At 68.2% G+C, this 25,338-nt stretch carries 20 protein-coding genes; 8 read left to right on the plus strand and 12 right to left on the minus strand.

Features of this window, described 5'->3' with window-relative positions:
* Positions 1-58: 58 nt before the first annotated feature.
* Positions 59-2,899 carry a DNA polymerase I gene (gene polA, locus V2S85_RS23360; RefSeq protein WP_330705201.1) on the minus strand — a complete coding sequence of 947 codons (2,841 nt, stop codon included), beginning with the start codon at positions 2,897-2,899 and terminating at the stop codon, positions 59-61.
* A 197-nt stretch (positions 2,900-3,096) separates the two neighbouring features.
* Here polA and V2S85_RS23365 point away from each other — a divergent pair, with 197 nt between their 5' ends.
* On the plus strand, positions 3,097-3,423 hold the full coding sequence (locus V2S85_RS23365; RefSeq protein ID WP_330705202.1) for a hypothetical protein: 327 nt from the start codon (positions 3,097-3,099) through the stop codon (positions 3,421-3,423).
* A gap of 71 nt (positions 3,424-3,494) precedes the next feature.
* Here the strand turns inward: V2S85_RS23365 and V2S85_RS23370 are convergent, their stop codons facing one another.
* The 4 genes from V2S85_RS23370 to V2S85_RS23385 all read right to left on the minus strand — a co-directional run bounded on the left by V2S85_RS23370 (position 3,495) and on the right by V2S85_RS23385 (position 8,496).
* On the minus strand, positions 3,495-4,556 hold the full coding sequence (locus tag V2S85_RS23370; RefSeq protein ID WP_330705203.1) for a serine hydrolase: 1,062 nt from the start codon (positions 4,554-4,556) through the stop codon (positions 3,495-3,497).
* A 350-nt stretch (positions 4,557-4,906) separates the two neighbouring features.
* Positions 4,907-6,550 carry a chaperonin GroEL gene (gene groL / locus V2S85_RS23375; protein ID WP_330705204.1) on the minus strand — a complete coding sequence of 548 codons (1,644 nt, stop codon included), beginning with the start codon at positions 6,548-6,550 and terminating at the stop codon, positions 4,907-4,909.
* Positions 6,551-6,601: 51 nt separating this feature from the next.
* Positions 6,602-6,889 carry a co-chaperone GroES gene (gene groES / locus V2S85_RS23380; protein WP_330705205.1) on the minus strand — a complete coding sequence of 96 codons (288 nt, stop codon included), beginning with the start codon at positions 6,887-6,889 and terminating at the stop codon, positions 6,602-6,604.
* 188 nt (positions 6,890-7,077) lie between these two features.
* The gene (locus V2S85_RS23385) at positions 7,078-8,496 is read right to left on the minus strand and encodes an MATE family efflux transporter (protein WP_330705206.1); all 1,419 of its coding nucleotides are present in this window, start codon (positions 8,494-8,496) and stop codon (positions 7,078-7,080) included.
* A gap of 119 nt (positions 8,497-8,615) precedes the next feature.
* Between V2S85_RS23385 and V2S85_RS23390 the strand changes: the two genes are divergently transcribed.
* Entirely contained in the window at positions 8,616-9,035 is a 420-nt protein-coding gene (locus tag V2S85_RS23390) for a c-type cytochrome (protein WP_330705207.1), read from the plus strand.
* 94 nt (positions 9,036-9,129) lie between these two features.
* Here the strand turns inward: V2S85_RS23390 and V2S85_RS23395 are convergent, their stop codons facing one another.
* Complete coding sequence (locus V2S85_RS23395) at positions 9,130-9,738, minus strand: hypothetical protein (RefSeq protein ID WP_330705208.1); 609 nt, start codon at positions 9,736-9,738, stop codon at positions 9,130-9,132.
* A 495-nt stretch (positions 9,739-10,233) separates the two neighbouring features.
* On the opposite strand from V2S85_RS23395, the gene V2S85_RS23400 reads away from it, so the two are divergent.
* The 3 genes from V2S85_RS23400 to V2S85_RS23410 all read left to right on the plus strand — a co-directional run bounded on the left by V2S85_RS23400 (position 10,234) and on the right by V2S85_RS23410 (position 12,984).
* Positions 10,234-10,920, plus strand: coding sequence for a response regulator transcription factor (locus V2S85_RS23400; protein WP_330705209.1), 687 nt, complete (start codon positions 10,234-10,236; stop codon positions 10,918-10,920).
* A gap of 127 nt (positions 10,921-11,047) precedes the next feature.
* Positions 11,048-12,403: a HAMP domain-containing sensor histidine kinase gene (locus V2S85_RS23405; RefSeq protein WP_330705210.1), complete on the plus strand. Its 1,356-nt coding sequence runs from the start codon at positions 11,048-11,050 to the stop codon at positions 12,401-12,403.
* Positions 12,400-12,984, plus strand: a complete 585-nt coding sequence (locus V2S85_RS23410) for a hypothetical protein (protein WP_330705211.1) — start codon at positions 12,400-12,402, stop codon at positions 12,982-12,984. The genes V2S85_RS23405 and V2S85_RS23410 overlap by 4 nt, the downstream gene beginning before the upstream one ends.
* A 20-nt stretch (positions 12,985-13,004) precedes the next feature.
* Here V2S85_RS23410 and V2S85_RS23415 read toward each other — a convergent pair whose 3' ends face one another.
* Positions 13,005-14,507, minus strand: coding sequence for an altronate dehydratase family protein (locus tag V2S85_RS23415; protein ID WP_330705212.1), 1,503 nt, complete (start codon positions 14,505-14,507; stop codon positions 13,005-13,007).
* A gap of 94 nt (positions 14,508-14,601) precedes the next feature.
* On the opposite strand from V2S85_RS23415, the gene uxaC reads away from it, so the two are divergent.
* Positions 14,602-16,044: a glucuronate isomerase gene (gene uxaC / locus V2S85_RS23420; RefSeq protein WP_330705213.1), complete on the plus strand. Its 1,443-nt coding sequence runs from the start codon at positions 14,602-14,604 to the stop codon at positions 16,042-16,044.
* Positions 16,041-17,471: a mannitol dehydrogenase family protein gene (locus tag V2S85_RS23425; RefSeq protein WP_330705214.1), complete on the plus strand. Its 1,431-nt coding sequence runs from the start codon at positions 16,041-16,043 to the stop codon at positions 17,469-17,471. The genes uxaC and V2S85_RS23425 overlap by 4 nt, the downstream gene beginning before the upstream one ends.
* A 74-nt stretch (positions 17,472-17,545) precedes the next feature.
* On the opposite strand, the gene V2S85_RS23430 is transcribed toward V2S85_RS23425, so the two are convergent.
* From V2S85_RS23430 to V2S85_RS23440, 3 genes are all read right to left on the minus strand, one after another.
* A complete protein-coding gene (locus V2S85_RS23430) occupies positions 17,546-18,598 on the minus strand; it encodes a LacI family DNA-binding transcriptional regulator (RefSeq protein ID WP_330705215.1) in 1,053 nt (350 codons plus the stop codon).
* A gap of 43 nt (positions 18,599-18,641) precedes the next feature.
* Positions 18,642-19,652 carry an alpha/beta hydrolase gene (locus V2S85_RS23435; RefSeq protein ID WP_330705216.1) on the minus strand — a complete coding sequence of 337 codons (1,011 nt, stop codon included), beginning with the start codon at positions 19,650-19,652 and terminating at the stop codon, positions 18,642-18,644.
* A 75-nt stretch (positions 19,653-19,727) separates the two neighbouring features.
* Positions 19,728-22,619: a TonB-dependent receptor gene (locus V2S85_RS23440; protein ID WP_330705217.1), complete on the minus strand. Its 2,892-nt coding sequence runs from the start codon at positions 22,617-22,619 to the stop codon at positions 19,728-19,730.
* Positions 22,620-22,913: 294 nt separating this feature from the next.
* On the opposite strand from V2S85_RS23440, the gene V2S85_RS23445 reads away from it, so the two are divergent.
* Positions 22,914-23,300 (plus strand): cupin domain-containing protein, encoded by a 387-nt coding sequence (locus V2S85_RS23445; RefSeq protein ID WP_330705218.1) that lies wholly within the window; start codon positions 22,914-22,916, stop codon positions 23,298-23,300.
* Between the two features lie 3 nt (positions 23,301-23,303).
* Here V2S85_RS23445 and V2S85_RS23450 read toward each other — a convergent pair whose 3' ends face one another.
* On the minus strand, positions 23,304-24,848 hold the full coding sequence (locus V2S85_RS23450; RefSeq protein ID WP_330705219.1) for a carboxylesterase/lipase family protein: 1,545 nt from the start codon (positions 24,846-24,848) through the stop codon (positions 23,304-23,306).
* A gap of 140 nt (positions 24,849-24,988) precedes the next feature.
* Positions 24,989-25,338: PfkB family carbohydrate kinase (locus V2S85_RS23455; RefSeq protein WP_330705220.1), on the minus strand; the 350-nt coding region annotated here is incomplete at its 5' end.

A 25,338-nucleotide genomic window follows, 5' to 3' on the forward strand; every position in this document is an offset into this window, starting at 1 on the left:
GCGGGAGGGCCGGGAGGCTTGGCCCGAATGGCTTAGCCGGACGGGGTGGGCAGACCCCTCAGTGCGCCGCGCCCCAGCTCTCGCCGTGACCGATCTCGATCCCCAGCGGCACGTCGAGAGTGACGGCAGGCAGCGCCGCGTCCGCCATCACCCGCTCGATCACCGGAGAGGCCGCCGCGACGTCGCCTTCGGGCAGTTCGAAGACGAGTTCGTCGTGCACCTGCAGCAGCATGCGCACGTTCGGCAGGCCCGCCTCGACCAGCGCCGGGGTCATGCGCGCCATCGCCCGCTTGATGATGTCGGCGCTGGTGCCCTGGATCGGCGCGTTGATCGCCGCGCGCTCGGAGCCCTGGCGCTCGGCCTGGTTCTTGGAATTGACGCGAGGGAACCACGTCTTGCGGCCGAACAGCGTCTCCGAATAGCCCTTGGCACGCACGCTCTCCAGCGTCTCGTGGATGTAGCGCTGGATGCCCGGGAAGCGATCGAAATAACGATCGATCATCGCCTGCGCCTCGTCCGAGGACGTGCCGAGACGACCCGCGAGGCCCCAGCGCGAGATGCCGTAGAGGATCGCGAAGTTGATCGTCTTGGCCCGGCCGCGCGTGTCGCGATCGACCGTGCCGAACATCTCCATCGCCGTGCGCGAGTGAATGTCCTCGCCCGCCGCGAAGGCTTCCTTGAGGCTGGGCACGTCGGCCATGTGCGCGGCGAGGCGCAGTTCGATCTGCGAATAGTCCGCCGCGAGCAGGACGTTGCCCGGTTCGGCAACGAAGCAGTGGCGGATCTGGCGGCCGATCTCGGTGCGGATCGGAATGTTCTGGAGGTTCGGGTCGGTCGAGGACAGGCGCCCGGTCTGCGCGCCGACGAGGCTGTAGCTGGTGTGGACGCGCCCCGTTTCCGGGTTGATCGCGGCCTGCAGCGCCTCGGTGTAAGTGGAGCGCAGCTTGGAAAGCTGGCGCCATTCCAGCACCTTGGTCGCGACGACCTCGCCTTCTCCGGCCAGCTTTTCCAGCACCGACTGGTCGGTGGAATACTGGCCGCTCTTGCCCTTCTTGCCGCCCTTGTAGCCGAGCTTGTCGAACAGGATGTCGCCCAGCTGCTTGGGGCTGCCGATGGTGAATTCCTGGCCGACCTTCTCGAAGATCTCCTTTTCCAGCGCGCCGATGGCCTCGGCGAACTGGCTGGAAAGGCCGGACAATTTCTCGCGGTCGACCTTGACCCCGTGGCGCTCCATTTGCGCGACGACCGGGATCAGCGGCCGGTCGACGCGCTCGTAGATGCGGGTGCCGCCTTCATAGGACAGGCGCGGCTTGAGCGCCGAATGCAGGCGCCAGGTGACGTCGGCGTCCTCCGCCGCGTACTGCGTGGCGCGGTCGAGCGGGACTTCGCCGAAGGGGATCGCCTTCTTGCCGGTGCCGCAGATTTCCTTGAAAGTCAGCGTGGTATGGCCGAGGTGACGCTGCGCCAGTTCGTCCATGCCGTGCCCGCCGCCGATGCCCTCGATCTGGCGGCCCGCGTCGAGGCAGAAACTGACGATCATCGTGTCGTCGATCGGCGCCACCGCGATGCCGTGGCGGGCCAGCACATTGAGGTCGTATTTGATGTTCTGACCGACCTTGAGCACCGCATCGCTCTCCAGCAGCGGTTTCAAACGGGACACAGCGGCACTCAACGGCACCTGAACGGGCTTTTCGGCGAACATGTCGCTGCCACCGTGGCCCAGCGGGATGTAACACGCCTCGTTCGGGCCGACCGCGAGGCTGATGCCCGCCAGATCGGCCCGCATCGAGTCCAGCATCGAGGTCTCGGTGTCCACCGCGACCAGCCGCGCGGCGAAAGCCTTCGCGATCCACTGGTCGAGCTGCGCCTCCGTCGTCACGCACTCGTAGGCATCGCGATCAATCGCGGGCCACTCGGGCAGCGGCTGGCGGGCCGCGCCTTCGGTCGGGCTTGCTGCGGCGGTGGTAGCCTTCGCCGGGTTAAGCTGCGTCGCCCGCTCGGGGCTGCCGTGGCCGGTGTCGAGGCGCTTCAGCAGGCTGGTGAAGCCGTGGGTGGAGAGGAAGGCGGCCAGCGGCTCGGGCGGGATCGCGTCGAGCTTGAAGTCTTCCAGCGCCATCGGGAGGGTGCAGTCCTCCTTCAGCGTCACCAGCACCTTGGAGAGCCGGGCCTGCTCGGCCTGTTCGATCAGCCGTTCCTGCAGCTTGGACTTCTTCATCTCGGGCGCCGCCGCCAGCGCGGATTCGAGATCGCCGTAGTCCTGGATCAGCTTTGTCGCAGTCTTGGGGCCGACGCCGTAGACGCCGGGCACGTTGTCCACCGCGTCGCCCATCAGCGCGAGAACGTCGCCGACCTTCTCTGGTGGAACGCCGAACTTCTCGATCACCTCGGGAATGTCGATGCGCTGGTTTTTCATCGTGTCCAGCATATCGACGCAGCCGCCGCCGATGCCGCACTTGCCGACCAGCTGCATGAGGTCCTTGTCCGAGGAAACGATCGTCACGTCCCAGCCCTGCGCCGTGGCGGCGCGGGCGTAGGAGGCGATGAGGTCGTCCGCCTCAAGACCCTGCTCCTCGATGCAAGGCAGCGAGAAGGCGCGCGTCGCGTCGCGGATCAGCGGAAACTGGGGGACGAGATCCTCGGGCGGCGGCGGGCGGTTGGCCTTGTAGTCCTCGTAGATGTCGTTGCGGAACGAGTGGCTGCCCGCGTCGAGAATCACCGCCAGATGGGTCGGACCGTCGGCCTTGTTGAGATCCTCGGCCAGCTTCCACAGCATCGTCGTGTAGCCGTAGACCGCGCCCACTGGCGTCCCTTCCGGGTTGGTGAGCGGCGGCAGGCGGTGATAGGCGCGGAAGATGTAGGCCGAGCCATCGACGAGATAGAGGTGCTGCTTGGAATCCATGCCGCAACCCCTAGCAGCGCACGCACGGCACGTCATTTGTCGAAATGCAGGAACCGTGCATGTCCGCAGGAGTTTTCGCCGAGCGCTTGAATCGCCGCGCAGTGCCTCGTACCCACGGGGCCTGAGCCCACTGTCAAGGAGGCTCACGCGGCCACAGCGCCGTGGGGTAACTCGCAGAAAGAGGGATTTAAGGACACATGCGCAAGACCATCATCGCCGCCACCGCAGCGCTCGCAGCCCTGTCGCTGGCCGCCTGCTCGCAAAACACCCAGGACGCCGCCAGCGAAGCCGCTTCGTCGGCCGGTGACGACCTCTCGGATACCGCTTCGGACGTGGGCGACGCGCTCGGCTCGGCCGGCGACAAGGCTTCCGACGCCGCCAACGACACCGCCGATGCCGCCAAGGATGCGGCGAAGACCGCCGAGAAGACCCTCGACGAGACCGCTTCCGACGCCGAGAAGGCCGCGAACGACGTCGCCAAGGAACTCGACGAGCACACCGACGGCAACCCGCACACCAACTGATCCGTCATTTCGATGGAACGGAAAAAGGGGCCTCTCGCGGGGCCCCTTTTTTGTGCCGGTCTGCCGGACGATCAGCGCGCCGAAGCGCTGCGCGGGTAGTTCGGCCCTTCGGCCTGATAGCCGTTGTAGATCGTGCGGGCGATGCTGGCGATGCGCGTCTCGCGGCCCGGGCGGCCGCCCTGCCCGGTCACGTAGATGGCGACCGCGAAGACGCGGCCGTCGGGCGTCTGGATGATGCCCACGTCGCTCGAGGTGTTGTTGAGCGAGCCGGTCTTGTGCGAGACCTGCACGTCGGCGGGAAGGCCGGCGGGGATGCGACGCTTGCCGGTGAGGCAGCGGCTCATCGCCCCCATCAGTACGCCGCGACTGGCCGGGCTCAGCCACTTGCCCTGGTAGATGCCGGCGAGCAGGCCGACCATGGCCTTGGGCGTCGCGCTGTCGCGCTTGTCGACGACGCGGGCGGGGTCGATCGCGCCGTCATCGCGCACCAGCGTGGCGATGTCGCGGTCGATGTGCCAGTCCTCGATCCCGGCGCGCTCGATCCAGGCGTTGACCGCCTTGGGACCGCCGATGACCTTGAGCAGCGCATCGGTAGCATAGTTGTTCGACCGGGTTATCATCAGTTCGAGCAGGCGTGAGGCCGGCATGTACTCACCCGGCCGCACCGGCGCGATGGCGCTGGAGAACGGCGCCGAGCCGACCGGCACCATCAACGGGAACTCGCTCGACAGGCTCCACTTGCCCTTGTCCACGCCTTCCAGGAAGGTGGCGGCGATGGCGATCTTGCTGGTGCTGGCCATCGGGAAGCGCTGGTCGCCCAGCACGTCGACCATGCGCCCGCTGGTGAGGTCCATCGCGGCGACGCCGATGCGCCCGTTCGAGGCGTTGGCGACGGCGGCAAGCTGCTGGCCGAACGGTGAACTGTAGCTGCGCGGGCCGCGCTTCTCGGTGCCGAACAGATCGTCGAAGCTGTTCTGGACCTGCACGACCTGCTCGGTCGGCCGCGAGAGCGGATCGATCTGCTCGGCCTGCGCGGCATGCGGCAGCGCCACGGCGGCGGCCAATGCCGCAGCGGCCCAAAAGCGTCCGGTGCCTTGACGGCACCGCGCGAAAAGTCGGTCTGCCCCGGTCATGCAGCCCACACCCTACCTTCGTCCATGTTCCCAAACGGTTAACGTGCCAGCGACGAAACGCCAGAGTCCAGCGACGAGTTGCATTGGACGTGCGGCGATTTCCCAAATGGGCACTTTCCTTTCACTCAGATGAACGAAATTTGCGCGGCGTGGGGGCTTCGACAAGCTCAGCCTGAGCGGGACTGGGAGTTGGCACCACCGCCGCTCACCCTGAGCTTGTCGAAGGGTCAGGCACGGCTTGTCGAAGCCCCCATGCCGCACACGACACCGCACGAGCCACGCGCACAGCAAAAGGGCCGGGAGATCGCTCTCCCGGCCCTTCTATGTGCTGACGCTGGGTCAGGTGCTTCTTAGAAGCCCATGTCGCCCATGCCGCCCATGCCGCCACCCATCGGGGGCATCGCGGGCTTGTCGTCGGCGCGCTCGACGATACCGGCTTCGGTCGTGATCAGCAGACCCGAAACCGAAGCGGCGTCCTGCAGCGCGGTGCGCACGACCTTGGTGGGGTCGATGACGCCGGCGGCCTTCAGGTTCTCGTACACGTCGGTCGCGGCGTTGAAGCCGATGTTCTCGTCCGACTGGTCGAGCAGCTTGCCCGAAACCACGGCGCCGTCGCTGCCGGCGTTCTCGGCGATCTGGCGGACCGGAGCGGCGATCGCCTTGCGGACGATGTCGATGCCGCGGGTCTGGTCTTCGTTGGCGCCGGTCAGGCCGTCGAGGGCGCGCGTCGCGTAGAGCAGCGCGGTGCCGCCACCGGGGACGATGCCTTCTTCAACGGCGGCGCGGGTCGCGTGGAGAGCGTCGTCGACGCGATCCTTGCGCTCCTTCACCTCGACTTCGGTGGCACCGCCGACCTTGATGACGGCAACGCCGCCGGCCAGCTTTGCAAGGCGCTCCTGCAGCTTCTCGCGGTCGTAGTCCGAGGTGGTGACCTCGATCTGCGAACGGATCTGCTCGACGCGGCCCTTGATCTCGTCGGCCGAACCGGCGCCGTCGACGATCGTGGTGTTGTCCTTGTCGATGGTGACCTTCTTGGCCTGGCCCAGCATGCCCAGGGTCACGGTCTCGAGCTTGATGCCGAGGTCTTCCGAGATCATCTCGCCGGCGGTCAGCGTGGCGATGTCGCCCAGCATGGCCTTGCGGCGATCGCCGAAGCCCGGAGCCTTGACGGCAGCGATCTTCAGGCCGCCGCGCAGCTTGTTGACGACGAGCGTGGCCAGGGCCTCACCCTCGATGTCCTCGGCGATGATGAGGAGCGGACGGCCCGACTGCACCACGGCTTCCAGGATCGGAAGCAGCGCCTGCAGCGACGACAGCTTCTTCTCGTGGATGAGGATGTACGGATTTTCCAGCTCGACCGTCATCTTCTCGGGGTTGGTGACGAAGTAGGGCGAGAGGTAGCCGCGGTCGAACTGCATGCCCTCGACGACATCGAGTTCGAATTCGAGACCCTTGGCCTCCTCGACCGTGATCACGCCTTCCTTGCCGACGCGCTCCATGGCCTCGGCGATCTTCTCGCCGACTTCGGTGTCACCGTTGGCCGAGATGATGCCGACCTGGGCGATTTCCGAGGAACCGGCAACCGGGGTCGAACGGGCCTTGAGGTTCTCGACGACCTTGCCGACGGCGAGGTCGATACCGCGCTTCAGGTCCATCGGGTTGATGCCGGCGGCAACCGACTTCAGGCCTTCGCGCACGATCGCCTGTGCAAGCACGGTCGCGGTGGTGGTGCCGTCACCGGCCTTGTCGTTGGCCTTCGAGGCCACTTCGCGCAGCATCTGCGCGCCCAGGTTCTCGAACTTGTCCTTGAGTTCGATTTCCTTGGCGACCGAAACGCCGTCCTTGGTGATGCGGGGAGCGCCGAAGCTCTTCTCGATCACGACGTTGCGGCCCTTGGGGCCCAGCGTGACCTTCACGGCGTTGGCGAGGGTGTCGACACCGGCGAGAATGCGCTCGCGGGCGTCGCGGCCGAACTTTACGTCCTTGGCTGCCATTTTGGAAATTCCTTCAGTAAATCAGATGGTAGAACCGGATACTCAGGCAGATCAGCCGATCACGCCGAGGATGTCCGATTCCTTCATGATGAGCAGGTCTTCACCAGCGACCTTGACCTCGGTGCCCGACCACTTGCCGAACAGGACGCGGTCGCCGACCTTGACGTCGAGCGGGGTGATCGTGCCGTTTTCGGCGCGGGCGCCGGTGCCGACGGAGACGATCTCGCCTTCAGCGGGCTTTTCCTTGGCGCTGTCGGGGATGATGATGCCGCCGGCGGTCTTTTCCTCGGCTTCGACGCGGCGCACGAGAACACGGTCGTGCAGCGGGCGGAAAGTCATTGGGGTGTCTCCCTAGATCCAACGAAATATAAACTGGTCTTGGCACTCAACGAAGGAGAGTGCCAACGAGCGGAGATATGGTCCGGGGCCCGGAGGCCGTCAAGCGGCCTGTGGCAGAAAAATTTATCTGCCGTTCAACTTCGCGGCGAACCGGTGCGGCCGAGGGATGGCCGCTCAAGATGATCGCTCTATGACAGCGCGGGCGCCGGCGCAGAGATAGGTGCCCCGCGCTCCGGCACAAGGCCGAATCGACCGCGCCAGTGCCAGCGCGCGAGCAGCAGGATCGCGGCGACGGTCAGGCCCACGGCAAGCCCGATCCACACGCCCACGCCCCGCAGCGGCGTGAACAGGCCGAGCGCCACGGACGTCGCGAAGCCCGCCAGCCAGTAGCCGACGATGGCGATCACGGCGGGAATCCGGGTGTCCTGCACCCCGCGCAGCACTCCTGCGGCGATCGCCTGGAGCCCGTCGGTCAACTGGAAGATCGCCGCCACGAACAGGTACTGCACGGCCAGCACCACCATCGCCGCGTTGGCGGGGGCGGCGACGTCGACATAGGCCGAGATGATCGTGCGCGGGATCACGAGCATCGCCAGCGCGGAAAGCCCGACGAAGGCCATGCCGATGCCGATCGCCGCCCAGCCGGCGCGGCCGATGGCATCGCGGTCTCCCGCGCCGAAGTGATAGCCGACGCGGATCGTCGCCGCCTGGCCGATGCCGAAGGGCACCTGGAAAGCGAAGGCGGCGATCTGCAACGCCACGGTATGCGCGGCCAGTTCGGTCTCGCCAACGCGGCCCATCAGGAAGGCGGCGCCCGAGAACAGCCCGCCCTCGGCGATCAGCGTCGCCGAGATCGGCAGGCCCAGGCGCAGCATCTGCTGCAGGCGCTGCCACTCGGGGCGCCAGAAGCGGCCGAAGACGTGATAGCGGCGCAAGTTGCGGTTGCTGCGGATCGCGATCACATAGGCGACCACGGTGGTGCAGGCCGTAAGCGTACTGGCCACCGCCGATCCGGTCAGCCCCAGCGCGGGCATGCCCAGGTTGCCGAACACCAGCGCATAGTTGCCCAGCGCGTTGACCAGGATCGAGAGCGCGGTGATGACCGTCGCGAAGACCGGCCGCCCCAGCGCCGAGACGAACGTGCGCAGCACGTTGGCGATCGCCATCGGCACCAGCGCCAATGAGATCACCCGGATGAAGTGTCCGGAAATCGCCGAGACATGCCGGTTCTGCCCGGTCAGCAGCATGATCCCCTCGCCAAAGAAGCAGATCGCCACCGCGACGAGGCCCAGTCCCAGGGCCAGCCACAGCGCCATGCGCACCGAACGGCGCACCTCGCGCACCGAGTTGCGCTTGCGCCCGATCTCCGCCGCGATCAGCGGGGCGACCGAGCCGGTGACCCCGTTGAGCCCCATCATCACCACCGCGACGATGGCCACGGCAAGGCTGGACGCCGCCAGCGCCTCTTGCCCCAGCCGCGCGACGAAGATCACGTCGATCGCGAAGACCGCCATCTGCAGCATGTTGGCGAGCGCCAGCGGCCCCGCAAGGCGCAGGGTGGCGGCCAGTTCGGCGCGAAACGGATGGTCGGTGGTGCTCTCCCGCATTTGGGGGCGCGATAGATGCTGCCGGGTGCGAGGGGAAGCCATTTTGTCCCACCCTGGCCCGAACGCTTTTCGCGGCGCCCTTCGTGTTCTACCCGGGGCGCAATACAGGAAAGGGCACCATGAACCGGAAAGCGACCGCCTTCGCGCTCATCACCGTCATGCTGGCGGGCTGCGGCCAGAAGAGCCCCGAACAGGAACCCTCGCCATCCAGCCCGGCGCCGAGCGCAAGTGCGCCCGCGGCGATCACCGATCCCGCGCCGATGGCCTTCGCGACCTGCCGGTCCTGCCATTCGACCGAGCCGGGTCGCAACGGCATCGGCCCGACGCTCCACGGCATCGTCGGCTCCAGGGCGGGGGACGTGGAGGGTTACGCCTTCAGCCCGGCCCTCAGGGACTCCGGCATCCGGTGGGACCGCCAGACGCTCGACACCTGGCTGCAAGGCCCGATGAAGATGGTCCCCGGCACGAAGATGGTCCTGCCGGTCCCCGATCCGCAGAAGCGCAAGGCTATCATCGATTACCTCGAGACGCTGAAATAACGCATGAAAAGGGCCTTGCGTGCGATCGCGCGCAAGGCCCTTTCCTGATCGACGCCCAGGGGACCGGAGGACGTCGCGGGGTACCGGCTTCGGATCAGACCTTGCGGCCCGGCGGCGGCGCCTGCTCCACCGGGGCTTCGGCTTTCGCCGGGATCGCCGCCTGAATCCCCGAGGCGTGCGGCTGAACGGCATCGCAACCATCGGAGGCGGCCTGCGTCACCTTCGGCGCGGCGCCCGATCCATCGGAACTGTACGAGGTCGAGCGCGTGCAGCCGCTGGCATCGGTGCTCGACGAATAATACGTCACATGCATGCCCTGCGGCATGTCGCCAGCCACCGTGAAGCCCGGCGCCGATGAGCCGTTCGCGCCGGAAGCCACGGCCTGCTGCTGCATCTGCGCCGTCTGCTGCTGCAGCATCGCGGCGCGCTGCATCATCGCATGCATCTGCGCATCCATCATCGCCGAGATGCGCTCCATCCGGGCGAAGGGATCGGCCATGGCATCGGCGGCATCCGCAGCTTCGGCGGGAACGATCTTCACTTGCGGCGCGATGTCGCCGGAATAGCGCACATGGACGACCGAGCCATCGGGCGCATCGACCGCCATGGTGTGCAGGCGGCTGCTTGCGGCCTCGGCCGCTCCGGCACCCAGCAGCGCCAGCGCCGCGGCGCCCAGAACATACTTGCGAGGGGGCATTCGCATTGGGAAGGATCCTCCTGAGGTGACTCGGCCCTGTGCGAAAGGGAAGCTGCCCTCGCGAAGCTGAACGCAGGATTACAGCCCTTGCACCGGCAGGGGCGAGGCGCGCTTCCGTCACGCCGAAACCCCGGCCCGTCACATAACAGCCATTGTCAGGCGACCCGGAAGGGGCTGTCGTATATCCCGAAGTCAACGTAACGTGAGCAAGGGCGGACGCGGCAAGGGGCGGACGCCGTTGCCCCGGGGGAACAAGACCATTCGCAGCCCGAATCTCCGCCGCCGCTCCGACGGCACCATTCCATCCTCGCCAGGCCCGAACGCGTTTCGGAGCCGGAAAGCCCGCCGTCCCAGTCCCCTTTGGCGGCTTCCGGCTTCGTCCAGCCCGGTGGCGGCCGGCCGATCACTGTGCGCCGAGGGCCGGGAGGGCCCCTTGCGCACCAGCGATCGCCCGGTCGCTGCCGGCACCCCCTGTCCGGCGACGATGACGCAGGCCCGCGCATGAGCGGCCTCAACATCCTCTACATCGAGGACGATTCGCGCGCCGCCTCGCAGGTCGAGGAACTCGCCGGCCTCTCCGGCGATTCGCTGACCTGGTGCGCCACCGGCAACGACGGCCTCAAGCGCGCCGGCGCCGAGCGCTTCGACGTCATCATCCTCGACCGCATGCTGCCCGATCTCGACGGCATCACCATCCTGTCACGCCTGCGCGAGAGCGGCGTCGGCACGCCGGTCCTGCTGCTCTCGGCGCTCGGCCGCACCACCGACCGCGCCGAAGGGCTGGACGCGGGCGCCGACGACTACCTCGCCAAGCCGTTCGAGGGCGAGGAACTGCTCGCCCGCCTGCGCGCGCTGCACCGCCGCTCCTCGGGGCGCGAGCATTCGGCGGTGATCCTCTACGGCGCCTTCGAATGCCATGTGAAGGCCCGCACCGCCTTTCGCGACAACCGCCACCTCTCGCTCAGCCCCAAGGAATTCGAGCTGTTCCGCTACTTCATGGAGAATGCGGGCGAGGTGCTGACGCGCGAGATGCTGCTGCGCGACGTGTGGAAGATGAACTTCGACCCGCAGACCAACGTGGTGGACGTCAACATCGGCCGCCTGCGCCGCAAGCTCGAGGATGGCTTCGACAAGCCCGCGCTCGAAACGATCTGGGGTTCGGGCTACCGCCTTCTGGACGGAAGGTGAGCGTGATCTTAGAGACGGCGCCGGCCCGCGCCCCCACCCGGCCTCCCAACATGGTAAACTGTCATGGGAGGCCGGGTGGGGGTGCGGACCGGCGCCGCAAGATCCGCCTGCGGCGGATCTTCGAAAGATGAGCGGCCTGGTGTTCATACGCCATTCGATTTTCGCGCAGATCGTGCTGTGGGCGATCGCCACTGCCGCCACCATCACCTTCGGGCTGTGGCTGCTGACCAATGCCACCATCGAGCGCTCCAACCGCCAGGCGCTGGAGCGCGCGGTGGACGTCGATCTGGCCGGCATGGTCGATATCTACGCCAGCGGCGACGAGAACGAACTGGCCAAGCGCATCAAGGACCGCCTGGCGCTGCAGCCACGCAACGGCGACCCGGCGCACTATCTGCTGGCCGATGCGCAAGGGACGCGCATCGCCGGCGACCTCACCGTCTGGCCCGGCCTGCACGCCGGCATCTCGGAAGCCGCCGACATCCGCATCGAGGGCGGCAACCGCGCCTTCGCCCGCGCGACGCAGCTGGGCCCCAACCTCAAGCTGCTGGTGGCGCACGAGTACCGCGACCTGTCGATGCTGCTGCGGCAGGTGGCGCTGGTGTTCCTGACCGGGGGCGTGCTGGCGATGCTGGCGGTGGCGCTGGGCGGCTGGACCGCCGCGCATCGCCTCGCCGGCCGGCTCGAGCGCATCAACGCCGCCTTCCGCCAGCCCGACGACGCCGCGCTGGAGGAACTGGCGCGCGGTTCGGCCGGGCGCGACGAGATCGACGAACTCACGGCGCACTCGGGCAATGCGCTGGCCCGGCTCAAGCGCCTCGCCGCCGCGCACCGCGAGACCACCGACCATGTCGCGCATGAGATGCGCACCCCGCTGATGCACCTCGACAACCGGCTGGTAAAGGCCCTCGCCGCGACGCCCGACGCCGAGACCGCCGCGCGCATCGCCGATGCCCGCACCGAGATCCGGGGGATCATCCGCATGCTCGAATCGCTGCTCGACATCGCCGCCAGCGAGGCCCGGCGCGGCGACCGCCACGGCCTCGCCCCGGTGGACCTGAGCACGATGGCATCCCGGCTGGGCGAACTCTACGCCGACAGCGCCGAGGAATCGGGCCATACTTTCGTGCTCGACATCGAGGACGGCGTCGTCATCGACGGCGAGGAGATGTCGCTGACGCGGCTCATCACCAACCTGCTCGACAATGCCTTCAAGTTCGTGCCGCCCGGTGGTACGGTCCGGCTCACGCTGCGCAAGGGACCGGTACTGATCGTCAGCGACGACGGCCCCGGCATTCCCGCCAGCCAGCGCGAAGGCATTTTCGAGAAATTCGCCCGTGGCAGCGATTCTCTCGGCACGCAGGGGGCGGGCCTCGGGCTTGCATTGTGCCGCGCGATCGCCGAACGGCACCACCTTGAGATTTCACTGGCGCCCGGCGATGGCGGCGCCTGCTTCACCGTTGCTCCGGAGTTCAGACGATGAACCCACTACCGCGCACATCCCCGATCCTGGCAGCCCTGGCCCTTGCCGCCAGCCCGCTCGCCGCGCAGCCTCAGGCGCAGGATGAGACGCCGGAAATGGGAGAGCGCGTGGCCCTCGCCCTCGCCTCCGCCCAGAGCGCGCAGGGCCGCTCCGACAACGAAGGGCTTGCGCGTGCGCTCGGCGTGATCGCGCGTGCCGGGGCGCGCCCGCTCGACGGCTGGAAGGGCGACGATCCGGTACCGGCCTGGCGCGCTCTCGTCCCGCAAGGAGGGCCGGAGGCACTGGCCCCGCTGCGCGGCAGCCCGCTGGGGCCCGGCTATCGCACCGGCAAGGCCCAGCCGGGCAGCAGCGACAGCTTCGAACAGGTGTTCCTCTCGGGCAAGAAGGCCAGCATCGCGCTCTCGACGCCGGGGGACACGCCGGTGACGCTGCAGGTGCTCGATGCGGAACGCCGGCCGGTCTGCTCCACCGCCGACGCCCGCCGCGCCTGCCGCTGGATCCCGCTGTTCACCCAGCGCTACGTGATCGAAGTGCGCAACGCCGGCAGCCGCGCGGCGGAGTATTTCCTCGTCGTGGAATAAGGCGGGCCGGGTGACGCCCGCTACAGAGTAACCCCGCGCTTCCAGATCCCGATCGCGCGCTCGTCGTTCGCCTCGTTGCGCGCAGGCTCGCCGCTGGCGATGGCGACGATCCGGTCGAGCAGCAGGTCGGCCGCCCCGGCCATGCCCTTTTCCAGCACCAGCGCGGCGTCGAAGTCGATCCAGTTGGCCTTGCGCTCGGCCAGTGAATGGTTCGAGGCGATCTTCATCGTCGGCACCGGGCTGCCCAGCGGCGTGCCCCGTCCGGTCGAGAACAGCGTGATCGTCGCCCCCGCCGCCGCCAGCGCGGTGGTAGAGACGGCATCGTTGCCCGGCGCCTCCAACACCGTCAGGCCAGTCGTCGCAATCCGCTCGCCATAGCCGATGACATCGCACACCGGGGCGAGCCCGCCCTTCTGCACCGCGCCCAGCGACTTCTCCTCCAGCGTGGTGATGCCGCCGGCGATGTTGCCAGGGCTGGGGTTCTCCGAGACCGGTTCGCCGTTCTCGATGAAGTAGCGCTTGAAGCCGTTCACCAGCGCCGAGAGCTTGTCGAACACCGCCTCGCTGGTGGCGCGCTCCAGCAGCAGGTTTTCGGCACCGAATATCTCGGGGATCTCGGTCAGGATCGCCGCCCCGCCAGCATCGGTGACGGCATCGGCCATCAGCCCGATCAGCGGATTGGCGGTCAGCCCGCTCATCGCGTCCGACCCGCCGCACTTCACGCCGAGGCGCAGCTTCGACAGCGGAACGTCCTCGCGCCGGTCCCCCGCCATCAGGCCCAGCAGTTCGCCGATCAGCGCCTCTCCGGCCGCGAATTCGTCGTTCTCGGACTGGGCGCGCAGCACGCGCAGGCGGTCCCGCCGGTCCTCGGGAATGCGCTTGAGAAGTTCCTCCAGCTGATTCGATTCGCAGCCGAGGCCCAGCAGCAGCACCCCGCCCGCGTTGGGATTGAGCGCCAGCGAGGCGATCACCGCCGCCGTACCGTCGAGGTCCGCGCCAAGCTGCGAGCAGCCGAACGGGTGGTTGAAGGCATGGACGCCGTCGACGCCCTCTCCGGCCATCAGGTTGCCCTTGGCCGCCAGCCGCTCGCCCAGCCGCCCGACGCAGCCGACCGTGGGGAGAATCCATAGCTCGTTGCGCGTGCCGACGCTGCCGTCGGGCCGCACGTAGCCCCGGAAGGTGCGCGCCGAACCCTCGGGCCCGGCTTCGGCCCGCGCCCCGGCAAAGGCATAGGCTTTCTCGCCCGACAGCGCGGTGCGAACATTGTGGACGTGGACATGCTCGCCCACCGCGATGTCGCGCGTGGCGAGGCCGATCGGCGCGCGATAGCGGCGCACCGGATCGCCCGCCGTGACGGCGGCGACGGCGAACTTGTGCCCCGCCGGGATCGCATCGCGCAGGCGCACGACCTGTCCGTCCACCACCACGTCGATCCCCGCCTCCAGCGGCTCCAGCGCCACGGCGACGTGGTCCTCGGGCGCGATGCGCATGACGGTTACGGGCTTGCTGAGTGTGTCGACCATGCCCTGCCGATACACCAGCGCGAGAAGGATTGCCAGCGCTGGCACAACTCGGTAATCGGAGCGCAAACGTACCCTTTTCGAGAAGGCCCCAAGGATGCCCAAGCTCTCGCTCCACCCCGACCGGCTGCTGCCCGCCGACCCGGCGACGCGCGCGATCGCCCGCGAACTCTACGCCGAAGTCGCGGAGCTGCCGATCGTCAGCCCCCACGGCCACACCGACCCCGAGTGGTTCGCCACCGATGCGCCGTGGACCAACGCGACCGAGCTGCTGCTGGCACCCGACCACTACCTGTTCCGCATGCTCTATTCGCAGGGCGTGAACCTCGATTCGGTCGGGGTTCCGCGCCGGGGCAGCGCGGTCTCCGCCACCGATCCGCGCGAGGCATGGCGGACATTCGCGGCGAACTGGAAGCTGTTCCGTGGCACCCCGTCGAGCATGTGGTTGCCGCACGTGTTCGGCGAGGTCTTCGGCATCGACGTGGCGCTCGATGCCAGCACCGCCGACCACTACTTCGACACCATCGGCGAGGCGCTCGCCTCCCCCGCCTTCCGCCCGCGCGCGCTGTTCGAGCGGTTCAACATCGAACTGCTCGCCACCACCGAAGGCGCCGGCGACGATCTCAAGCACCACAAGGCCATCCAGGCCTCGGGCTGGCAGGGCAAGGTCGTCACCACCTACCGTCCCGACTCGGTGATCGACCCCGAACACGACAGCTTCGCGCGCGACATCGTGCGCTTCGCCGACCTTTCCGGCGAGAACGTCGAGACGTGGACCGGATACCTCGCCGCGCACCGCAAGCGCCGCGCCGACTTCCGCGCGATGGGCGCGACGGCGACCGACCACGGCTTCCTCACCGCGCGCACCGCCAACCTCTCCACGACGGAGTGCGAGGCACTGTTCGCCAAGGTCATGGGCGGGAAAGCGGACGCTGATGAAGCCGAGCTTTTCCGCGCGCAGATGCTCACCGAAATGGCGCGCATGAGCCTGGAGGACGGCATGACCATGCAGATCCACCCCGGCTCCACGCGCAACCACAACGCACAGCTGTTCGCCAGCCACGGCCGCGACAAGGGCGCCGACATTCCGCGCGCCACCGAATATGTCGAGGCGCTGCGCCCGATGCTCGACCTGTTCGGCAACGAGCCGGCGCTGACGGTCATCCTCTTCACCCTCGACGAGACGACCTATGCGCGCGAGCTGGCGCCGCTGGCGGGGCATTATCCGTGCCTGAAGCTGGGCCCGGCATGGTGGTTCCACGACAGCCCCGAAGGCATGCGCCGCTTCCGCGAGATGACCACCGAGACGGCGGGCTTCTACAATACCGTGGGCTTCAACGACGACACCCGCGCCTTCCTCTCGATCCCGGCGCGCCACGACGTCGCCCGGCGGATCGACTGCGGCTTCCTTGCCCGCCTCGTCGCCGAGCATCGCATGGAGGACTGGGAAGCGGCCGAACTGGCGCACGAACTGACCGTGGGTCTGGTCCGCAAGGCCTATGGCCTGGAAGCTCCCGCGCGCGAGGTGGAACCGGCATGACCCGCCTTTCGGACGCCACCCTTTCCGCCCTGCCCGCAGGCGTGGCCCAGCCGCAGTACGATCGTTCGGCGGTAAAGCCGGGCGTCGTCCACTTCGGCCCTGGCGCGTTCCACCGCGCGCATCAGGCGGCGGCCTTTGACACGCTGCTGGCGCAGGACAGCCGCTGGGGCCTGACCGGCGTGAGCCTCAATTCGCGCGGGGTGGCCGATGCGCTGAACCCGCAAGGTGGGCTCTATACGCTGGCGCTGCTCGATGCCGAGATCGACTATCGCGTCATCGGCGCGATCGGCAGAGTGCTGACCAGGGACGATCCGGCCGCGATCCTCGGCGCGCTGGTCCATGCCGATACGCGCATCGTCAGTTCCACCGTGACCGAGAAGGGCTACTGCCTCGGCGCCGACGGTACGCTGGACTTCGCCAATCCGGCCATTGCAGCGGACCTCGAAGCCGCGCGCTCTGCGGACTGGACGCCGGGCTCGTTCACCGGCTGGCTGGTACGCGGGCTGCAGGCACGCCGCCTTGCCGGGCTGCCCGGCGTGACGGTGCTGTGCTGCGACAACCTCACCGACAACGGCCGCAAGCTGGGGGCCGCGACCCTCGCGCTGGCCGAGGCGATCGACCCCGACACCGCGCGCTGGATCGCCGACAACGTCGCGTTCCCCAATGCGATGGTGGACTCGATCACTCCTGCCACCGACGACGCCCTGCGCGCGCGCATCGCCGCCGCGACCGGGCTGGAAGACGCCTGGCCGATCCAGCGCGAGCGCTTCACGCAATGGGTGATCGAGGACCGCTTTGCAGGTGAGCGTCCCGCACTCGACCTTGCGGGCGTGACTTTCGCAAGCGAGGTTCGCCCGTTCGAGAAGGCCAAGCTGCGCCTGCTCAACGGCGCGCATTCCTCGCTGGCCTACATCGGCCTCGGGCGCGGGCTGGAGACGGTGGCAGACGCCATGGCCGACGGCGAGCTTGCCCGGTTCGCCGAACGCCTGATGCGCGAGGACATCGCACCTTCGATCACGCCGCCGCCGGGGCTGGACCTCGATCGCTACATCTCGGACGTTCTGGCGCGCTTCCGCAATCCCGCGATCCGGCACCTGCTGGCACAGATCGCCTGGGACGGCTCGCAGAAGCTGCCCTACCGCCTGCTCGACACCGTGCGCGAGGCGCTGGCGGCCGGGCGCAGCGTGGAGCGGCTGGCGCTGCCCATCGCGGCATGGCTGCGCTTCCTTGCCGGCGCCGCAAACGAAGGACGGACGATCACCGACCCGCTCGCCGCGCCCTTGCTGGCACGCGCGGGCGACTGGCGCCATGTGCTGACGATGCGCGAGGTGTTCGGCGAACTCGGTTCGGATGCGCGGTTCACGAGCGCGGTGGAAGCCGGGCTGGCGGCGCTGGAAGCGGGACGTCTGAAGGGCGTGGCGGCGTAGACAGGCAGCATGGGCGGCATGGGCTTCGACAAGCTCAGCCTGAGCGGATCTGAGAGAATGTCTTTAAATCCCGCTCAGGCTGAGCTTGTCGAAGCCCATGCCGCCACCGGTCCCGTCGATTCCGCCACCACCACGCGCAAGTCGAGTGCGACCGGGCCCGGCATCTGGCGGCCCTCGATCCTCGCCATCAGGCGCTCGGCCGCCGCCCCGGCCATCTCGCCGAAGGGGCGCAGCACCGAGGTCAGGGCGGGGCTCAGCATCCGCGTCACCAGGCTGCCGTCAAATCCGACCACCGACAGGTCGCCCGGCACCGCGATACCGCGCGCCGCCGCCACCTTGAGGACGCCGGCGGCCATGATGTCGTTGGCCGCGAAGATCCCGGTTGGCCGGTCGACCCGCGACAACAGCAGTTCCGCCCCCGCCACGCCGGCCGCGAAGTCGTAGTCGCCCGGCGCTTCGGCGACGCTAGCCCCGGCCCGCGCGGCCTCCTCGATAAAGCCGGCGCGCCGCTCCGTGGCGGAAGCGGTGTCGGCGGGTCCGTTGACGATCCCCAGCCGCCGGTGGCCGAGGTCTAGCAGGTGGCGTGCCACTTGCGCCCCCGCCGCGCGCTCCTCGCTGACGATGACGTCGGCAAAGCCCGCGATCGGCACCGAGGACAGCGCCGCCACCGGCACTTGCGCTTCCGCCAGCGCCTCCGCCAGCCCCGCTATGCCCGAGACGGGCGGCAGGATCACCAGGCCGTCCACCCGCGAACGCTCGACGAAGCCGAGCACGTCGCGGATCGCCGCTCCGGCCTCCAGCGGGGTCGGATGGACGATGACTTCGTAGCCGCGCGGCGCGGTGGCATCGACGACGCCCCGCTGGATGGAATCGAGCACCAGCGCGTTGCGATCGTTGTGGATCAGCCCGATCAGGAACGAGCGGCGCATCGCCAGCGCCCGCGCCCGCGCGCTCGGCCGGAAATTGAGCACGGCGATCGCCGCCTCGATCCGCGCACGCGTCTCTGCGTTGACCTTGGGGGACTTGTTGAGCACGCGCGACACGGTGCGGATCGAAACCCCGGCGGCGGCGGCCACGTCCTCGATGGTGGGATCGCCGTCTTTCACGCGTGCCGGGGTGGGGTCCATGCTTTCCGCTTCTATGGCATGGCCCCCAAAACTCAACCGCAACTCAGGCGAAACCCACTGTCCCCGCCCAGGCCCGCCACATCTCGGGCCAGGCTTCGACCGGCTTGCCGATCGCGCGGCGCAGGCCGAAGCCGTGGCCGCCGTTGGCGAAGTAATGCGCCTCGACCGGGATCCGGCGCGCCCGCAGCGCGGCATGGAGGCGCGTGGTGTTCTCCACCGGCACCACGTCGTCGTCCTCGGCATGGACGAGGAAGTGCGGCGGGGCGTCGGCTGGCACCACCCGGTCCGGCGAATGCGCGGCTTCGAGCGCGGCGCTCGGCGAGGGGCCGAGCAGAAGATCGCGCGATCCGGAATGGGCAATGGCGGGGTCCATGCTGACCACCGGATAGATCGGCGCGGCGCAGAACGGCTTTGCGGAAAGCGTGTCCGCCTCGTCCGCAGGATCGTAGACTTTCGCAGCGAAGCGCGCGCCAAGGTCCGCGCAGAGGTGCCCACCGGCAGAAAATCCCATCGCCGCGACCCGCTCGGGATCGATGGCGAAGTCCCTGGCGCGGTGGCGGATCAGGCGCACCGCCCGCTGCGCGTCGGCGAGCGGGGTATCGGGACCGCTCGACCAGCCCTCGCCCGGCAGGCGATAGAACAGCACGAAGGCGGTGAAGCCGCGCGCGGTCAGCCAGCGGGCGATCTCGTAGCCCTCCTTGTCGACGACGATGCGGGTATAGCCGCCCCCCGGCGTAATCATTACCGCCGCACCGTTGGGGCGGTCGGGACGGAACACCACCATGCGCGGCCGGGTGACGCCGTGGACGGCGCGATCGGTGACGAGCGCGTCGGTGGAGCGCTCGTCCACCACTTCGGCGATCGGCACCCGCAGCGTGGCCGGCGGGCCCTTGGGCCACAGGTCGATGGTCTCGGTGGGCTGCGGCAGGCCGGGAGGGAGTGCCTTCGATGCCTGCGGGGGCGCTGTCTGCCCACGGGCGGACGAGGCGAGGCCGGCGGCGACACCAGCGGCGGTGAGCGATCCAGCGATCAGAGTCCTGCGGTCGAAATCCAAGATGAGGCTCCCATGAAGACAAAAGAGCGTGGCCCGCAGCCATATAGCCACGGACCACGCGTCAGGGGGAGGAAATCAGATCTTGGCTCGCGCTCCGAACAGGACCGTGCGGCCATAATGGTTGTACTCGTAGTTGCGCTGCGCCGATACGTCGGTCCAGCGGTAGCGGTAGGCGTCGGTCAGGTTGTTGCCGTCGATCGACAGCTCCAGCCACTCGGTCGCCTTGTAGCGGATCGCTGCATCGACGCTGGTGTAGGAACCATAGCCCTCGAACACGTTGCCGGTGCCGCTGCCCTGGTCCACGAAGGGCCCGCGATAGCTGACCGAGCCGCGGATCGAGAACTTGCCGTCGTCGTAGTACAGCGTCGCGTTCCAGGCCTTCTTCGACACGCCGTAGAGCGTCGAATCGTAGATCGCCGAGACGCCGACCAGCTGGCAGGCGCCGGTCGTCGCATTGCGGGTGCAGGCGGAGACCGCCGGGCCGGTCTGCTGGTATTCGGCGTGGCTCTTGATGAAGGTCGCGTTGCCCTGGAACCCGGTCTTGCCCAGGATGCCCGGCAGGAAGGTGAAGGGCAGCTGCAGCGCCACTTCCACACCCTTGAGCGTCGCGCCCTGACCGTTGACCTGCGAGGACACGGTGTAGAGCTGGTTCGGATCGTAGTTGATGTAGGCCGGCGAGCTGGGGGTCAGCACCGAGCGGTCGAGCCCGAGCTGCGGCAGCGTCGCCTCATACGTGCCCGAGACCGGGAAGCTGTCGATCTTCTTGATGAAGCCCGCCACCGAGAACAGCGCCTGCGGGGCGAAGTACCATTCGATCGAAAGGTCGAAGTTGGTCGCGCGGTAGGGCTCGAGGAACGGGTTTCCGTAAGTCACCTTGTAATTGAACCCGTCGACCGAACCGCCCGGGTTCAGGTTGCCCAGCGAGGGGCGGGTGATGACCTTGGCGATCGCGCCGCGCACCACCACGTCCTTGTCGGGATAGAGCGCCAGGTTGAACGAGGGCAGCCAGTCGTCGTAGTCGCGCTTGACGGTGGCGGCGATCCCGGCGGTGTAGCCGGTCGACTTCTGCGCGGTGTGGGCATAGCGCATGCCGGCGTTGCCCGCGTAGTCGAGCCCGAAGATCTGGCCCTTGACGTCGAACTGCACGTATCCGCCCGAGGTGGTCTCCTGAACCGCGCGGTTGGAGCCCAGGTCTTCCACGGCGGTGCGGCCGTAGAGGTTGGTGTAGTCCGCCGCCGCGCCGATGTCGCCCGCCAGGAACGAGGAGGTCGTGCCCGAAGGCTGGCCGGCGTCGCCGAGGTTCACGATCTGCGAGATCGCCGAGGTCACCGGCAGGCCGTAAGTGGTCGCCGAACAGGTCGTTGTCCCGAGGATCAGGTCGGGCTGGCCGTTGGTCGAACAGGCGACGGTGTCGCGGGTCCACAGCTGCGTGTTGAAATTGTAGCGCCGCCACATCGCGCCGGCCTTGACCGTGAAGCCATCGGTCAGATCCCACTCGGTGCGCAGCTGCGCGGTCTTGAAGCGGTTCTTCACGTAGGAAGGACGGTCGCGGATTTCGGCGAGCTGGAAGTTCGCCGGGTCGGTCACGTCGATGCCGTAGTTGAGCACCGGCGACTTCATGTTCGAATAGTCGAAGCTGAAGCCGTCCGCGCCCTTGCTGTCGTAGGCGATGGTCGTCTCGACCGGGATGTCGTTCTTGGACTGCGACATGCCGCCCAGCACGGTGAAGCGGAAGGTGTCGGTGACGTCCTGGTCCCAGGTCGCGCCGATCTGGTAGAACTTGGTCTCGGACTTGCGCAGGTAGCTTTCGGTGCGCACGTAGGCGTTGTCCAGCGTGGCGCTGACCATGTTGCCGTTGCTGTCGTACGTCGGGTTGACGACGTCGAAGCTGCGCTCGTTCGACCGGGCGAGCACTTCGAGCCACTGCTCGGAACGGTTCTCCTTGAACGAGGAGAACAGCCCGTCGAGCGAGATCTTGGTGCTGTCGGTCGGCTCGAACTGGACCGATCCGGTCAGACCCAGGCGCTTGCGGTCATGCTCGACCACGCCGTAGCGCGGGATGCGCGGGTGGAACGAGAGCGCCGCGGCGTCGCAGGCCTCGGAGGGACGATAGCCGCCGCCCGAGTTGACCGGGCTGCCGCCGGTCGCGGCGACGTTCGAGTAGAAGCACGGGTTGCCGTCCACCGAATTGAAGTAGGCCTGCGACCAGCGCACGGTGTTGTTGCCGCTCTCGATCGTGTCGGTGTGCGAATAGGCGGCCGAGAAGTTGACGCCCAGCGTGCCGGCATCGTTCTTCCACGACAGCAGCCCGGCGATGCGCGGGCCGACGTTCTTCGACAGGTCGTTGTACGAACCCTGCACGTTGAGAACGGCGCTCAGGCCGGTCTTGCCCGCCAGAGGGTTGCCGGTGTTGAGGTCCACCACCGCGCCCAGCGAGCCTTCGTCGAGGCTGGCCTCGGCGGTCTTGTGGACCACCAGGCTGCTGAACAGTTCGGAGGCGAAGACGTTGAAGTCGAACGAGCGGTCGCGGTTGGCCGAGGCGCCGTCCGAGCTGGTGGCGATCGCCTCCAGTCCGTTGACGCGCACGCGGGTGAACTGCGCGCTGAGGCCGCGCACGGTGATCGCGCGGCCTTCGCCGCCGTCCTTCTGGATCGAGATGCCGGGGATGCGCTGCAGCGATTCGGCCAGGTTCTGGTCGGGGAACTTGGCCATGTCCTCGGCCACGACCGCATCGACCGCCGAGACCGATTCGCGCTTCACGTTGAGCGCGGCCTGCAGCGACTGGCGATAGCCGGTGACGATGATGTCGTTGGCGCTGGCCGTATCGTCGGCCACGCTGTCGGCAGCCTGTGCGGGCCCGGCCGCATCCTGCGCCGTCGCGGCGGACGAGACGCCCCCTGCCACAAGCGCGCCGCCCGCAAGCAGCGCAGCCCTCAAAAGCGAAATTCCGGTAACATGCTGACGCATGACAACATCCCCTCACGACCCCATCGGGCCAAAATGATACCGGTGTCAGAAGGAAGCGTGGCTATAGCGCGCTGCTCCGGCACCTCTACTCCCGCCCTGCTCGCAGAGCTTCTCGGACGACCTCCAAAGTCGCCCCACCGGTTCCGAAGATCATCCTTGCGATCTGGGGTAACCGGTGTCATCGATATGTGACGCAGTGAGGTCTCCGTGTCAAGAACCTCTGCTCAAGGGAGATTGATCGTGGAAAATCGCCGGATCGACGCAGGATTTGTTTTTTCTTTTCTGATACTTGCGATGACGACGACGCGCGCCGATGCGGCCCCGGCCCCGCCGATGGCGGTCATTGACGAGCGTGACACGGTGCGTGAGGAAGCACCGCCCCACGGCGCGATCGGCATGAGCACCGCCTATCGCATCTCCGATGCCGCCCCCGCCCCGCGCACGATGGAATTCCGCCGCCGCGTCCTCCACAAGGGCGCCGCGATCGGCGAGCACCCGATCGCACACGACGAGGTCTACTACGTGCTCTCCGGAGAAGGCGAAGTCGTATCGGACGGCAGGCGCGCGAAGCTCACGCCGGGGATGACGGCATACCTCTACGACGGCGCCGTGGTCGGCATCCGGCAGCGCGGCGAGGCACCGCTTTCGCTGGTGATCGCCTATCCCAATCCGCCGCGATGACGCTCACGTCCCCGGCTGGAAGTAAGGCGCCGTGGCCCAGAGTTCGCGCTGCCAGCGGCGCGGGTCGTTCTCCAGGCGCACACTGTCGCCCAGCACCATCGTCGCGCGCTGCGGCAGGCGATAGGGCGCCCACTCGGCCAGCCCCGGTCGGCCGGTCTTCGCCAGACCGGTGAACGCCTGCATCATCGCCCCGCTCAGCCTGCGCGCGCCTTCGTCCGTCCCGGAGAAGCTGCCCGGCGCGCCGAGCGTGCCGAAGACATAGGGAATGTCGTCGGTATGCGCCGCGCCGCGCAGCGGATCGATCGGCGACGGCCGGTCCAGCTGGTACACCCATGTGGCCCCCGCCCCCGCCGCCGCGCGCGCATCCGCCTCGATCACCTGCCCCGGCCACGAGCGTCCCGCCGTGGTGGCCGCGTAATAGACCTGCTCGGGCGTCCAGCCGGGCTCATGGGCGCGGTACTGGTCGACCACCCAGACGGGATCGAGGTCGATCTTGATCTCGGGCAGGATGCGCGCGGCGAGATTGTCCCACGACAGCCCCCGCAATTTCTCTCCGCGCGGATCGAGGAACGCCCGCGTCTCCTCGCGCACGTTGCCAAGGATCATCGGCACGCCCAGCGACTGCGGCGCGGCATCGGGCCAGAACGGATGCCGCGGCAGGTTGGTCATGTCGAGCACCGGGCCGAAGTAGACCCCGCCGCCCATGATGGGATCGGTGGCGGCAAGACCCTCGACCAACCGCTCGACCGCCATAGTCCGCAGGCCCTCGACATCGCCGGGGGCGAGCTTCAGCGCCGCCATGAACGCTTGCGTGCGCGCCCAGGCATGGGCCGGGCCGCTGGCCTGCACCTGCTGCCCGCTCATCGTCGCGGCGGAATGGAACAGGCCCTTCGCGGCGGGCATCGCCATGAGCGTGGCGATCTTGGCGCCCCCGCCCGACTGGCCGAACACCATGACGCGCGCCGGGTCGCCGCCGAATGCGGCGATGTGATCGCGCACCCATTGCAGCGCGAGGATCAGGTCGAGCTGGCCGAGATTCCCGCTGTCCGCATAGCGCCCGCCAAAGGGTTTAAGCCAGGCATAGCCCAGTGCGTTAAGACGGTGATTGACGGTGACGACCACGACGTCGCCCTCGGCGGCGAGCGCCGCACCGTGCGTCAGCGGATCGGTGACCGAACCGGTCGTGTAGGCGCCGCCGTGGAAATAGACCATGACCGCCCGCTTCGCGCGCGGGTCCGCCTCGGGCGTCCAGACGTTGAGGAACAGGCAGTCCTCGGACTGTGCCTCGCCCGCCATGGCGCGCTGCGGGCAGACAGGGCCGAACTTCGCGGCGATGATCGCCGGCCCTTCGAGCGGCTCGGGGACGGCGCGGGCAAAGCGCTCGGCGCGGCCGTAGCGGATGCCCCTGAAGGCATGGACACCGCTTTCCGGGGTGGCGGTGTAGCGGCCGATGCGCGGGGTCTTGGTGCTACGGGCAAAAGATGGGAGCGGTGCGGCGGCGAGCACTGCCGCCGTTTTCACAAGGATACGGCGCGAAAGATCGGTCATGATGCTCTCCTCCCATCGTCATCCCGGCGCATGCCGGGACCGTGGGCTGTCTTTAGAAGCAACGTTGCGCCGGGGCCCCGCCGGAAGCTATCGCCTAAAGACTTGCCCACGGTCCCGGCATGCGCCGGGATGATGAATTCTTATCGCCGCACGTCCCCGCCCGAAGCCGAGAACGCCTCAAGCTCGCCCGGTCCAACGAGGCACATGTCCCCCGGCACCGTGTGCTTGAGCACGGTATAGGCCAGTCCCGCCTGCGCGGTGGCGACGAGGTCCGCGCCCTCAAGCCACTTGTGCAGCACGCCCGCCGCGAAGGCGTCGCCGGTGCCGATGCGATCGACGATGCCGGTGACGTCCACCTCGCTCGTCTGGTGCGCCCCGTCCCGCGCGTCGAGACGTGCGGCGATACGGTGATGGCCGGAGTTCACGACATGCCGCGCGGTCGAGGCGATCAGTTGCAGCTTCGGGAAAGCCTCGAAGGCCGCCAGCGCCG

The sequence above is a fragment of the Novosphingobium resinovorum genome, from assembly GCF_036352595.1.
Classification (GTDB): Bacteria; Pseudomonadota; Alphaproteobacteria; order Sphingomonadales; family Sphingomonadaceae; genus Novosphingobium; species Novosphingobium resinovorum_B.